Source organism: Amycolatopsis sp. NPDC059027 (genome assembly GCF_042739735.1).
Classification (GTDB): Bacteria; Actinomycetota; Actinomycetes; order Mycobacteriales; family Pseudonocardiaceae; genus Amycolatopsis.
Genome location: NZ_JBHYIK010000009.1, coordinates 73,241 through 86,290 on the forward strand (window position 1 = coordinate 73,241; position 13,050 = coordinate 86,290).

General features: G+C 72.0%; 10 protein-coding genes and 1 pseudogene. 5 read left to right on the forward strand and 6 right to left on the reverse strand.

Going from position 1 to position 13,050, the window contains the following annotated elements; translation table 11 throughout:
• Positions 1–95: 95 nt before the first annotated feature.
• Positions 96–1,196, forward strand: a pseudogene (locus ACFWY9_RS08645) (GDSL-type esterase/lipase family protein); the annotation flags it as partial.
• A 69-nt stretch (positions 1,197–1,265) separates the two neighbouring features.
• On the opposite strand, the gene ACFWY9_RS08650 reads toward ACFWY9_RS08645, so the two are convergent.
• The 3 genes from ACFWY9_RS08650 to ACFWY9_RS08660 form a co-directional block, all read right to left on the reverse strand.
• Positions 1,266–1,985: a S1 family peptidase gene (locus tag ACFWY9_RS08650; protein WP_378325522.1), complete on the reverse strand. Its 720-nt coding sequence runs from the start codon at positions 1,983–1,985 to the stop codon at positions 1,266–1,268.
• A 331-nt stretch (positions 1,986–2,316) separates the two neighbouring features.
• The gene (locus ACFWY9_RS08655) at positions 2,317–3,552 is read right to left on the reverse strand and encodes a glycoside hydrolase family 18 protein (protein WP_378338547.1); all 1,236 of its coding nucleotides are present in this window, start codon (positions 3,550–3,552) and stop codon (positions 2,317–2,319) included.
• Between the two features lie 104 nt (positions 3,553–3,656).
• Complete coding sequence (locus ACFWY9_RS08660) at positions 3,657–5,261, reverse strand: helix-turn-helix domain-containing protein (RefSeq protein WP_378338548.1); 1,605 nt, start codon at positions 5,259–5,261, stop codon at positions 3,657–3,659.
• A gap of 166 nt (positions 5,262–5,427) precedes the next feature.
• On the opposite strand from ACFWY9_RS08660, the gene ACFWY9_RS08665 reads away from it, so the two are divergent.
• Positions 5,428–6,576, forward strand: coding sequence for a hypothetical protein (locus ACFWY9_RS08665; protein ID WP_378325518.1), 1,149 nt, complete (start codon positions 5,428–5,430; stop codon positions 6,574–6,576).
• 43 nt (positions 6,577–6,619) lie between these two features.
• Complete coding sequence (gene kynU / locus ACFWY9_RS08670) at positions 6,620–7,858, forward strand: kynureninase (RefSeq protein ID WP_378338549.1); 1,239 nt, start codon at positions 6,620–6,622, stop codon at positions 7,856–7,858.
• A 6-nt stretch (positions 7,859–7,864) separates the two neighbouring features.
• Here the strand turns inward: kynU and ACFWY9_RS08675 are convergent, their stop codons facing one another.
• From ACFWY9_RS08675 to ACFWY9_RS08685, 3 genes are read right to left on the reverse strand one after another with little or no spacing between them, the layout of a single operon-like run.
• Positions 7,865–8,527: a winged helix-turn-helix domain-containing protein gene (locus ACFWY9_RS08675; protein WP_378325515.1), complete on the reverse strand. Its 663-nt coding sequence runs from the start codon at positions 8,525–8,527 to the stop codon at positions 7,865–7,867.
• Between the two features lie 9 nt (positions 8,528–8,536).
• On the reverse strand, positions 8,537–10,183 hold the full coding sequence (locus ACFWY9_RS08680; protein WP_378338550.1) for a right-handed parallel beta-helix repeat-containing protein: 1,647 nt from the start codon (positions 10,181–10,183) through the stop codon (positions 8,537–8,539).
• Positions 10,183–10,872 carry a LuxR C-terminal-related transcriptional regulator gene (locus tag ACFWY9_RS08685; protein WP_378325513.1) on the reverse strand — a complete coding sequence of 230 codons (690 nt, stop codon included), beginning with the start codon at positions 10,870–10,872 and terminating at the stop codon, positions 10,183–10,185. The genes ACFWY9_RS08680 and ACFWY9_RS08685 overlap by 1 nt, the downstream gene beginning before the upstream one ends.
• A gap of 140 nt (positions 10,873–11,012) precedes the next feature.
• Here ACFWY9_RS08685 and ACFWY9_RS08690 point away from each other — a divergent pair, with 140 nt between their 5' ends.
• Both ACFWY9_RS08690 and ACFWY9_RS08695 read left to right on the forward strand, forming a co-directional pair.
• Complete coding sequence (locus tag ACFWY9_RS08690; protein WP_378325512.1) at positions 11,013–11,678, forward strand: response regulator transcription factor; 666 nt, start codon at positions 11,013–11,015, stop codon at positions 11,676–11,678.
• Positions 11,675–12,925 (forward strand): sensor histidine kinase, encoded by a 1,251-nt coding sequence (locus ACFWY9_RS08695; protein ID WP_378338551.1) that lies wholly within the window; start codon positions 11,675–11,677, stop codon positions 12,923–12,925. The genes ACFWY9_RS08690 and ACFWY9_RS08695 overlap by 4 nt, the downstream gene beginning before the upstream one ends.
• Positions 12,926–13,050: the final 125 nt, after the last annotated feature.

Here is a 13,050-nt window from a genome sequence, read left to right on the forward strand (position 1 = left end):
CGCGCCCGCCCCCGGGCCCCCCCCGCCCGGCCCCCCCCCCCCCCCCCCCCGGGGGGGCCCGGGGGGGGGGGCCCCCCCCCGGCCCCCCCCCCCACCACGGCGTGCTGCCGCATCGGCTGCCCGCGTCGGCGAGGAAGCGCTTTCCCGACGCCTACCTGGCGATGGTGGAGGCCCAGCCGTCCGGCGTGCGGCTGGTCTTCCGCACCAGGGCCACGACCGTGGAACTGGACGTGCTGCCCACCAAGACCAGCTACCAGGGGATGCCCGCGCCGCCGGAGGGCCGGTACGAACTGCTCGTCGACGGCCGTCCGGCGGGCCTGACGAAGGTGCCCGGTGGCAACGTCCACGTCCTCGACATGGCCACCCGGTCCGCGGTCACCCGTCCCGGGGAGCCTGGAACGGCTCGGTTCGCCGGACTGCCGGATCATCTGAAGGACGTCGAGATCTGGTTGCCGCACAACGAGATCACCGAGCTGATCGCGCTGCGCACCGACGCGCCGGTCGAGCAGGCTCCGGATCGCGGCCGCCGGATCTGGTTGCACCACGGCAGTTCGATCAGTCACGGTGCCAACGCCGACGGCCCGACCGCTGCCTGGCCCTCGGTCGCCGCCGCCCGCGCCGGCGTGGACCTGGTCAACCTGAGCCTGCGGGGCAACGCGCTGCTCGATCCGTTCACCGCGCGGGCCATCCGGGACGCGCCCGCGGACCTGATCAGCCTCAAGATCGGCATCAACCTGGTCAACGCCGATCTGCTGCGCCCGCGCGCGTTCGCCCCCGCCGTCCACGGTTTCCTCGACACGATCCGGGACGGGCACCCGGCCACGCCGCTGCTGGTCGTGTCCCCGATCCTGTGTCCCATCCACGAGAACACGCCCGGCCCCGGTGCCCCGGACTTCGACGGCGAGAGGCTCGTCTTCCGGGCCACCGGCGATCCCGGCGACCGGTCCGGACGGCTGACGCTCACCCTCATCCGCGACGAACTCGCCCGCGTCGTCGGGGATCGGGTGGCCGACGATCCGAACCTGCACCACCTCGACGGGCTCACGCTGTACGGCGAAGCGGACTCCGCCGAGCTGCCGCTACCGGACCGGCTCCACCCGGACACCGCCACTCACCGCCGGATCGGGGAACGTTTCGCCGACGCGGCCTTCGGCGATAGCGGCCCGTTCGCCACGTCCGTCCACTGTGGAGGCTAAATGCCATGAAGGCCTCCTTACCCGCGTTGAGCGCCGGTAAGGAGGCCTTCACGGACCGGCGGCTGAGAATCACACGCCCGCGACGGACCGGATCCAGTCGCGGTAGCGGGTGATGTTGGTGTAGGCGGTGGTGGAGGAGCGGTCGCTGGTGGACGCGACGCCGACCTGCTTGCCGGAGGCGAACATCGGGCCGCCGGAGTCGCCGCCCGCGGTGATGCCGTCACCGCGGCGGGCGCAGACCGCCACACCGCCGGCGTAGTCGGAGCACGAGACCGACGTGACGCTTACGTTGGCGTACTTGAGATACTGCGACTGGCAGTTGATCTCCTGGCCGCAGCGGCTGGTGGCACCCCAGCCGTACACCTGGACGGACTGCCCGACCCGCACGTCGGAGGACTGGCCGAGCGGCGAGTAGGTGGCGCTCACCGAGCTGGTCAGCTTCACGATCGCGAGGTCGGCCGAGGGGCTCCGGGTGATGGTGGAGCCGGTGGCCATGGTTCCGCCGGAGGTCTGGTCGAGGCTGCCGATCCGGAACGTGTAGGTCCCGGAACCGGCCACGCAGTGCTTGGCGGTCAGGATGTACTGCGGCGCGATGATGGTCGACGTGCAGGTCTGCCTGCCGTTGACGAACAGCCGGGCGGCCCAGGGGCCACTGGTGGCCCGGCTGCCGCCGATGATCATCGGCTCCATGGCGGCGGGGTCGCTCGCCGCGGCGGCGACCGGGGTGGCGACTCCGGCGAGAGCGAGGGCAGCACCGGCCACGGCGAGCCCGAGTCTGATCAGACGCATTTTTCCATCTCGATTCCGCGGCGAAAAGGCCGCACGGGGGAAACGGAGCGGGAAAAAGCATCACTCCCCCGGAAGCCGGGACGGTACCGACGAAGGTCGCAAAACGGGCGAGGACACGACGTTCGTCGCACCGTGCCGAAACGTCCACAGTGGACGTCTCGGGCGGCGGGCTCGCGCGGTGGCGCCGGGGTTTCGGCTTCGGTTGGTGCGAATGGGCGAGGGCCGGGGCCCGCCATCCGGCGGACCCCGGCCCTCGCGTGATCGAGCGCGGAACTCGCGTGATCAGGGGCGTAACTCGCGTGATTGAACGGAGAACTCGCGTGATGGGGGACTAGCGGTCGAGCCAGGGGCCGGTCATCGCGGCCAGCAGGCTGTGCTGCGGGTCGTCGAGGCCGATCTCCCACATCATCATGCCCTTGAGGCCGTTGTTCCTGGCGAACCGGGACCGGTCCTGGATCGAGCGCGGGTTCGCGTAGTTGACCCAGGTCTTCGTCTTCGCGTTCCACAGGTAGGGCGAGCGGACGACCGGGTCCCAGCCCTGGACGAAGTCGGGGTTGCCGATCCACTTCGGACCGACCAGGTCCTTGTAGTTGAGGAACTCGGTGGCGGTGTAGGGCTGGTACAGACCACCGTTCGCGTCCGAGGTGACGGTGAACGAGCGGCCGTAGAACGGCACGCCCAGCACGATCTTGTGCTCCGGCACCCCGTGCGCCTTCATGTACTCCAGCGCGCCGGTGTCGTTGTTGTACCGGTCATTGGGATCGTCCGGGCGCTTCACCAGCGGGTCGTTGAAGCACGAGACCGTCGCGTAGCCCGTGCACAGGTCGTAGGTCATCAGGTTGAAGATGTCCACGAGCCCGCCGATGGTCTTGAGGTCGAAGCTCTTCGACTGGTCGTACGGGGCGCCGACGTTCTTGCCGGTGCCGTCGTCCTGGCGGCGGCCGGCCGGGATGTCGATCGAGAGCTTCATGGCCTGACGCCGCCCCGCCTCGCGGGCGTAGCGGTTCATCTGCTGCCGGAACTCGACCAGCAGATGGTTCAGGTTTTCCTTGTCCGCCGGCGAAGAACCGATCTCGGGCAGACCGCCGTACACCGGGAACTCCCAGTCGACATCGAGGCCGTCCACCAGGCCGGCCGGGAACGAGCGCACCCAGTTGTCGACGCACGAGGACACGAACGCGCGGCGGCTTTCGGCCGTCGCGGCACCCGCGCTGAAGCCCGGCGCGGCCCAGCCCCCGATGGAGACCAGCACGGTCAGCCCGGGATGGGCGCGTTTCACCGCCTGCAGGCTCAGGATGTCCTTGCGCTGCTTGTCGTTCGGCTTGTCGCAGTGGCCGCCCGCCGGCGACGCGAAGAAGTAGCTGATGGTGTTGACCATCTCCCACGGCACCTGATCGGCCGAGGGGGAACCGCCCCAGAACGCTTCGAGCACCGGCTTGCGCGACGCCGCTTCGGCGTCAGCCTGCGCGTCCGCGCTCGCGGCCGCCGGTGCCAGCGACAACGCCGTCGCCACGGCAGCGCCGAGCGCGATCGCGGCCCTCCGCGCGCGCCCCCAGGTGAGTTTCATGCGGTGACCTTCCTGAAAAACTACATCATGAATGGTTTGGACCAATACCTGTCCATGTCTAACGCGCGGGGGCGCAAAAGTAAAGATTCCGTTGCCGGGAAGGCTCAACGCGGCCGCAGGTCCCGGAGACGGAACTCGAGTTCGGCGAGAAAGCGCGTCTCCGGGTCCGTGACGTCGAAGCCGGTGAGTTCGTGGATGCGGCGCAGCCGGTTCCGGAAGGTGTTGGGGTGTACGTGAACACGGTCCGCCGCGCGTTTCACGTCCCCGAAAAGATCCAGGTAGGCCCGGAGTGTCGGCACGAGTTCCGTGCGCTGTCCGGCGTCGTGCCCGGCGAGCACGTCGACCGGGCCGCGCAGGCGATGCCCGGCGCGGGCCAGCGCCCGCGCGGACGCCGACAGCGCGAACGTCGCCTGGATGTCGGTGAACGTGGCGATCCCTGGCGCGGACGGATGGTCCGCCAGCGTGCGCAGCACGAGGTCGGCCTCCTCCTTCGCGGCCGCCACCTCGTCGGGTGAGGACGCGACGCTCCCGATGGCCAGCACGAGGTCGCCATCCCGCCCCGCCCGGCGCGCGAATCCTTCGGCGAGCCGTTTCGTCCCGGCGAGCGCGGCGGCCGCGGTCATCGAGGACGGCCAGGGCAGCAGCGCGCAGGCGGCGTTGCCGTCGAACGTGGTGACCGCGCGGGGATGACCGATCGCCAGGTGCAGTGTCAGCGGGTCGAGCACGCGGCGGCGTTCGGCCCAGGACTCGTCCGGCTCGACCGCGGCCGCCGACCGCGCCACCAGGACCGTCAGCTTCGCGGTCCGGACACCGAGCCGCTGGGCGGCGTCGTCCGGGTCGGCACCGTGCAGGAGCGCGGAGACCAGATCGGTCGTGGCGGGCCGCTCCCCCTTGCCGTGCCTGCGCAGAAAGGCCGCGACCGCACCGGCGACGGCGGTGAAGTCGGCGCTGCGTTCGGGACCGAACGGTTCCCCGGTCGTCGTCGCCCAGAGGTAGCCGAGGAGTTCGCCGCCGAAGCGGACGGCGACCGCCATCCTCGGCTTCGCGTGCGACGACGCGGGCCCGAGGAACAACGGCTCGTCCGACGCGGCCAGGCGCGCGAAATCGCCACGGGCCTCCAGCGCGTCGACGAGCCAGCCGGGCGCACGCCGTTCGAGGATCCCGGTCACCCGTTCCTGATCGGCCTCGTCCTGCCTGCCCGACCACGCGAGCACCGCGAGCGCGGTGTCCTCCAGCACGATCGGCGCGTCCAGCAGCACGGAAGCCGCGTCCAGCAAGGCGAACAGGTCGTCGGCGGGCGGCCCGTCCGCGGTGTCCGGCCGGGCGGGCGACCACGCGGTGGCCACAGCGCGCACGTCGTCCGCCAGCCGGGTCCAGTCGGCGCCCGCCGCGAGTTCGAGCACCGTCGTGCCGTGCTCGCGGGCCGCCCGGAGCAGCGCGTCGCCCGCCGGGACCGGGGCCCGGCAGACGATCGCGGGATGCCCGGCCGAGGCCACCGCGGCGAGCAGTTCCGGCAGGTCGTCCGCGGTGACACCGGGGGCCAGCAGCAGGCTGCCCGGCCGGGACGGGCCGGCGGGATCGTGGATGGCCACCTCGCGGATCGCCCGTCCGCCGCCCCCGTCCACGACGAGCCGGAGCACCGAGCGGCCCAGCGCGTCGACGATTTCGGCCGCGGTCGGATGCGCTGCGACGTCGCGCGGTGTGGACACGTCTCTCCTCGTTTCGGGCCCGGCCAGCGGTTTCCCAGCATCCGGACCGGGCTGTGCCGATCACACTGCCACATCGGCCGAGAGTGTGCCGGTACCCGTTCCCCCGGCGGCGGCGCGGCGGAGATGCTGGGGTGGACGACGGATGACGACCAGGAAAGGACCGGCGATGACCGAGACGATCACGCGGCCCGTCGGGCGGGACCTCGCGTCCTACGACATCGACGCCGAACGCGGGTTCGTCCCCGGCACCGATCCGGTGCCCGCGCTCGCGCCGCGCTACCGGCCGTGGGAACGGATCGCCCGCGACCTCGGCCCCCTGATCATGACCGGCAGGCTGCGGGACACGGTCGACGCCCTGCCGCAGCTCTCGCCCGACGACCTCGACAGCCCCGGCGAGCGCGAACGCGCGTTCCTCCTGCTGTCGTGCCTCGGCAACGCGTACATGTGGGCGGAATCCCGTGCCGCCGAACGCTTTCCGGCGGCGCTGGCCGTTCCGTGGTGCACGCTGGCCGAGGCGCTCGGCCGCCCGCCGGTCCTCGCGCACTACTCCGCCGTGGTCAACAACTGGCGGCGGCTCGCGCCGGACGAACCGCTGAGCCTGACCAACATCGACACGCAGGTGACCTTCCTCGGCGGTGTCGACGAGAAGTGGTTCTACCTGGCCACCGTCGGGGTCGAACTCGCCGGGGCGCCCGCGCTGCCGCTGCTCCTCGCGGCACAGCACGCTGTCGCGGCCGACGACGCGGACCGCCTCACCGCGGCGCTGCGCGCGCTCGAACCGATCATCGCCACCACCACCGGCGCGTTCCTCGCCATGGAGAAGTGGTGTGATCCGCACGTCTTCTACCACCGGGTCCGCCCGTTCCTCGCCGGCTGGGCCGCCCCGGGTGTCGTCTACGAAGGTGTCTGGGACGAGCCGCGGACGATGACCGGCGCGAGCGCCGCGCAGAGTTCCCTCATCCAGGCCTTCGACGCCGGGCTGGGCATCCCGCACCCGCACGAGCGGACCGGGGTGTTCCTGCGCGGGATGCGCGAGCACATGCCGGTCCCCCACCGCCGGTTCCTCACCGACCTCGAAGCGGGACCGTCGGTGCACGGCTACGCCGCGCGCCGTCGTGACCGTCCACAGTTGACGGACGCCTACAACGCCTGCGTGCGCGCGGTGAGCGAGCTGCGGGCCCAGCACATCGGGCTGACCGGCCGGTACATCGGCCGGTTCGAGCGGTCCGGGACGGCGAAGGGCACCGGCGGCACCGACTTCGTGCGGTTGCTGGTGGACGCCCGCGAGGAGACCCGCGCCAGGGAACTGGACTGACCGTGGCGTATACCGGAGACACGCTCCCGTCCGAGAGGATCGCATGACCATCACCGACGACTCGCTGGCCGCACTCGACGCGGCCGACCCGCTCGCCGCGTTCCGGGACCGGTTCCGGCTCCCCAGCGACGTCGTCTACCTGGTCGGCAACTCCCTCGGCGCGCTGCCGGAGGCGGCGAGGACGCGGGTCACCGAGGTCGTCGACGAGGAGTGGGGCGACGGGCTCGTCGGCAGCTGGAACACGGCGGGCTGGTTCGACAAACCCCGCACCGCGGGCGAACTGGTCGCCCCGCTGATCGGCGCCGCGCCCGGCCAGGTCGTCGTCTGCGACACGACGTCGCTCAACCTGTACAAGGTGCTCTTCGCCGCGCTCGCGCTGCGGCCTGGGCGCGGTGTCGTGGTGGCCGAAGCCCACGCCTTCCCCACCGACCTCTACATGATCGAAGGGGCACTCGGCACGCAGGAAGGCAAGCAGCTACGGCTGATCGGCCGCGACGCGCCGGACCTCGCGGGCGCGCTGGACAGCGACGTCGCGGTGGTGGTGCTGAGCCATGTCGACTACCGCACGAGCGCGCTGGCCGACCTCGCCGAGGCGACCCGCCAGGCGCAGGAGTGCGGTGCGCTGGTCGTCTGGGACCTCTGCCACAGCGTCGGTGCCCTGCCCGTCGAACTCGACGCGGCCGGGGCGGACTTCGCGGTCGGGTGCACGTACAAGTACCTCAACGGCGGCCCGGGATCGCCCGCGTTCGTGTACGTCGCCCGGCGGCACCAGGACACCGCGCGGCAGCCGCTTTCCGGCTGGCACGGGCATCGCGCGCCGTTCGCGTTCACCGTCGGCTACGAACCCGCCGACGGGATCGACCGCTTCCGGACGAGCACGCCGCAGATCCTCTCCTACGCGCCACTGGAAGCCAGCCTCCGGCTGTGGCAGGACGTCGATCTCGGCCAGGTGCGCAGCAAGAGCCTCGCGCTGACGGGGCTTTTCATGGACCTCGTCGAATCCCGGCTCGGCGATGCCGGGGTCGAAGTCGTGACGCCGCGGGACGAGCGGCGCGGCAGCCATGTCGCGCTGCGCCACGAACACAGCTACGGCATCGTCCGCGCGCTCGCCGATCGCGGGGTGCTCGGCGACTTCCGCGCGCCGGACACCATGCGCTTCGGGTTCGCCCCGCTGTACCTGCGCCACGCGGACGTCGGGAACGCCGTCGACGCAATGGAAGAAGCCATCGCGGCGCGGGCATGGGAACGCCCGGAGTACGCGAACCGGCCGACGGTGACCTGAGCGAGCTCAGCTCATCTGGTAGCCGATGCCGCGCACGGTGTGGATCAGCACCGGATCACGGAGCTTGCGCCGCAACCGGGCGATCACGACGTCCAGGACGTTCGACGCGGGATCCGCCGCCTCGTCCCAGGCGTACGAGATCAGCTCGGTGCGCGACACCGGCCGTCCGGCGGCCCGCATCAGCCGTTCCAGGACCAGGTATTCCTTACGGGTCAAGGTGAGCAGCACCCCGGCCCTGGTCACCTGGTGCCTGCCACCGTCCAGTTCGACGTCCGCGCAGCGGAGCACCATCGTCGGCGGCGGCCCGCCCGTGCCGCCGCGGCACAGGCTGCGCACCCTGGCCACCAGCTCCGGCATGGCGAACGGCTTGACCAGGTAGTCGCCCCCGCCCAGCCGCAGCCCGTCGATCCGGTCGGCCACGCTGTCGCGCGCGGTCAGGAACAGCACCGGCACACCCCAGCCCGCGTTCCGCCGCCGATGCACGTACCACAGCGCGTCGCCGGAAGGCAGCATCCGGTCGAACACCGCGCAGTCGTAGGCGTTCACGAACAGCGCCTCGTCGGCCGCGGGCAGATCGGCCGCGGTGTCCACCGCGAGCCCAGCGCCGCGCAGGGCGGCGTCGAGCGCCACCCGCAAGTTGTCGTCGTCCTCGGTCACCAGCACCCGCACACGCGCACGTTAGCGTGCGGCCGCGGCCACCACGTCGGCGACGACCAGAGTGCGCAGTTCCGCGACGGTCGGGACCCGGCCGAGCTGCCGCAACCGCTGCGACTGCGCCTTGCGCACGCCTTCGAACAGCCGGCGCGCGTCGCGCGCGTTGCCGAAGTTCGCCTCGCCGACGATCCGCTCGAAGAACCCGGTCAGCACCGGGTCGGCGGCCCGGTCCAGCTCGTAGTCCCCGGCTGCCACCATCCGGCCGACGATGCCCAGCAACTCGTCCGGGGTGTAGTTCGCGAACTCGATCGTCTTGCCGAACCGGGACGCGAGACCGGGGTTGGCCGAAAGGAAGTCCGCCATCTCCCCGGTGTAGCCCGCCGCGATCACCGCCACCTCGTCGCGCTGGTCCTCCATCAGCTTGACCAGCGTGTCGATCGCCTCCTGCCCGAAGTCACCACCCGAGCCCGCCGAGCGGGACAGCGTGTAGGCCTCGTCGATGAACAGCACCCCGCCCCGGGATTCCTCGAACACCACCGCGGTCTTCTCCGCGGTGTGCCCGATGTACTGGCCGACCAGATCGCGCCGGGACACCTCGCGGAACTGGCCGCGCGGCAACACCCCCAGTGCCTTCAGCAGCTTGCCGTAGATCCGCGCCACCGTCGTCTTCCCGGTACCGGGCGCCCCGGCGAAGATCAGGTGGTGCCCGGTGGACCCCACGGGCAGCCCTGCCCGGCGGCGCCATTCGTTGACCTGCAGCTCGTCGATCAGCGAGCGGACCTCGGCCTTCACCCCCGGCAGGCCGATCATCGCGTCCAGCTCGGCGAGCAGCTCGTCCAGTTCCTGGCCGCCGGCGCTCGCCGGGTCCGCGCCGCCCGCCACGGTCGTGGTGGCCCCTTCGGCGATCGCGATGCCCGGCTCGGCGGTGTTCTCCACCCGGCACGCGGAAACGCTGCCCCCGCAGCCGGAAGCGAACGCGATCCCGGCGCCTCGCGTGTCGCGGACCGTGCAGTCGCGCAGCTCCGGCGTCCCGTGGTGGGCCACCGCGATGCCCTCGTGGCCGGTGCGCGTGATCTCGCACCGCTCGATGACCGGCCTGCCGTACTGGTAGACGTACACCCCGCGCAGCCCGCAGCCGGTCACCACGCAGTTCCGGAGCACCGGATCGGCCGCCATCCCGACGACGACGCCGTCGCCGGACACGTCCTCGACGGTGGTGTTCTCCAGCGTGCCGGACGCGCCCTCGATGAGGACGCCCTGTTCGCCGGTGGTGATCACACAGCCGGACACCTCGAAGCCCGCCATCCCCCGGATGTCGATCGCCGGGCCCCGCCCGCCGACGACGACGCAGTCGCGCGCGGTGAACGCGACGTCGTGCACGGCGACCGCGGGCGCGTCCCCGGCACGCAGCTCGATCCCGTGCAGGGCAAGGGAACCGCCCCTGGCCTCGAACACCGGCCGGTCCGCGCCGCGGCCGTCGACGAGCACCTTCGCGCCGTCCGCCGCGGTCAGTGTCACGCGGCGGGCGACGAGTTCGAAGACCTCGTGGTAGGTGCCCTCGGCGATGGTGACGACGGCGCCGTCCGGCGCGTCGGCCAGCGCGTCGCCGATCGTCGGGTAGGCGCCGGGCTGGTCCGCGACCACCAGCGTCCGGCCGGATGCGAGGTCCATCAGCCCGCCTTGGCCATCAGCCAGCCGCGGTCGACCGCCTTCGCGCCGGCCTGGAAGCGGCTGCGCGCGCCGAGCCGGTTCATGATGTCGGCGACCATCCGGCCCACCGTGCGGACCGAGATGCCCAGCTGCGCCGCGGCCGACTCGTCGGTGCTGCCGGAACACAGCAGGGCCAGCAGGTCCCGCTCCCGGTCGGTCAGCATCTGCTCGTCGGGGTCCGGCAGCTCGGTCGGCGCGAGCGGCACCGCGGCCTGCCAGATCCGCTCGAACAGCCCTGCCGTCGCGGTGACCACGCCGGGCAGCCGGAACACCGCGACGCCCGTCTGGTTCCCGCTGCCGGTCCGGTCCACCGGCAGCACCACCGACCGGCGGTCGATCACCAGCGCCTCCATCGGGACCTCGGCGTCGGTCCGCACCTGCGCCCCGGCGAGCGACAGCCCGCTCAGCGTGCTCGACAACCGCGCCGAGTCCGGGAACAACGCCCGGCAGCGCACCCCGGCGCGCAGGTTCGCGTGGGCGATCCGGCGGAACTCGCCGATCGGCCCGGAGTTCGCGTCGGCGCTCATGATCAGCACCTCGCTGACCGCCGACGCCACGAGCCCGTCCCATCCGGCCTGTCCACCCGGTACGCCGGGTCCCGGCGCCGGTGCGATGCTCTCGACGAGGCTGAGCCTGCTCGGCTGGTTCATGGCGCATCCCCTCACTTCCCGCCGCCGCCACGGCGACGGCCTGTTCATGCCAGATCTCGCGGATCCGATGGTCTACGCTCGCCGACGCGTTAGCGTTGCCGAGCATGCGCCCACCTTCTCTCCGCGCACATGAGGTTTTGATGACAACGGTCTTGGTCGTCGAGGACGACGAGAATCTGCGGGTCGCCCTGACCGCGCAACTGCGGGCGGCCGGTCTCGACGTCGGCGCCGAAGGCGACATCGTGGGCGCGGACCGGGCGCTGGGCGCCGGGCACTACGACTGCGTGGTGTTCGACCGGATGCTGCCCGACGGGGACGCCATCGGGTACGTCCACACGCGACGCGGGCACGGCTGGCGGACCCCGGTGCTGTTCCTCACCGCGCGCGACGCGCTGGCCGACCGGGTCGCCGGGTTCGAGCACGGCGGCGACGACTACCTGGTCAAGCCGTTCGCGATGGCCGAGCTGACCGAACGCGTGCTCAACCTGTGCCGCCGCGCCGGTGCCGACCGGCCGTCGATGCTGCGGCACGACGACCTGGTGATGGACTGCGCGCGCCGCGAGGTGCGCCGGGCCGGGGTGCTGCTCACCCTGTCGAACAAGGAGTTCGCGGTGCTGGAGTACCTGCTCGTGCGGGCGGGGCACACCGTGGCGCGGGCGGATCTGATCGAGCACTGCTGGGACAGCCAGACCGATCCGATGTCCAATGTGGTCGACGCGGTCGTGAAGCGGTTGCGCCGCAAGCTGCGGGAACCGGAGCTGATCCACGCCGTGCGCGGCCTCGGGTACCGGCTCGGCGCGCTGTGAGCCGCTCCTCGGCCGACGGGCTGCGCAGGCTGCGCTGGGCCCTGACCGCGCTGTTCACCGTGATCAACGCCGTCGGGCTGATCGCGTTCGCCTGGTTCATGATCAGCGAGGACAGCAAGCAGGGCACCGAGAAGATGGACGCCGACCTGCTCCGCGTCACCTCGTCGGTCAGCAGGCTGGTCAGCTTCGACGGCACCATCGGCTTCGACCTTGTCAAACCCGACGTGCTGAACCGGCAGTGCCCGCAGTTCGCGATCCTGCCCGGCGGCGCGGCCGGGTTCGATCCGCACGTGTCCCAGCGGACGTGCGTGCCGATGGACGTCCGGGTGCTCGACGGGCTCGCCACCGACGCCGTGCGCGGCCGCAAAGTCGTGACCGGCTACCAGCAGGGCTCGGGCGGCGAGTTGGTCCAGTTCCGGGCGGAACCGCTGCTCAACCGGACGGGCAAGCCGTTCGCCGCGGTGGTCGCGGTCGCCGACACCCGGCCCGTCGCGGCGGACCACACCCGGTTCGTGCTGCTCGTGGTCGGCAGCTGTGTCCTGCTCGTCGGCGCGCTCGGGTTCGCGGGACACCTGCTGTCCGGGCGGTCGATCCGGCCCGCGGCGGCGGCGTTGCAACAGCAGGAGGTGCTGCTGGCGGAGACCGCGCACGACCTGCGCACGCCGGTGGCCGCCTTGCGCGCGCTCGCCGAGACCGCGATGGCGCATCCGGACCAGCGCGCCGATCTGCTGCCCCGCACGGTCCGGCTGGCCGCCAGGATGGGCGGCATCATCGACGATCTGCTGGTGCGGGCCCGGCTCGCGGCGGGCGTGGAACAGCTGAGCATCCAGCCGGTGTGGCTGGACCAGCTGGTGGTCGGCGTCGTCGAGGACACCGAGCCGGACGGCGCGCAGGTCACCGTCACCGCCGCGCCGACCAAGGTGAACGCCGATCCGGCGCTGGTGCAGCGCGCGATCGGCAACCTCCTGAACAACGCCCTGCGGTACGGGCGGCAGCCGGGCGCGCCCGCGATCGTGCACGTCACCGTCGCCGGGGGCACGGTGACCGTCGCCGACCACGGGCCGGGCATCGACACCACCCTGACCGAAGACGCCTTCGACCGCTTCACCAGCACCGGCGGGTCGTCGGGACTGGGACTGTCCATTGTGCGCTGGGTCGCCGAATCACACGGCGGCACGTTGTCGGTGTACAACGCCGACGAGGGCGGCGCGATCTTCGAACTGCGCTTCCCGGTGAGCGCGGCCTGAGTCCGGCAGAGCCCGGTGTCCACAGTGGACGAACCCCGCCTCGTCGCGCGACCGGGCGACGAGGCGGGGCCCGGGCAACGCCAGCCCATCAGTCGCTAGCGTCCAAGATCAGCACACTGACGGGG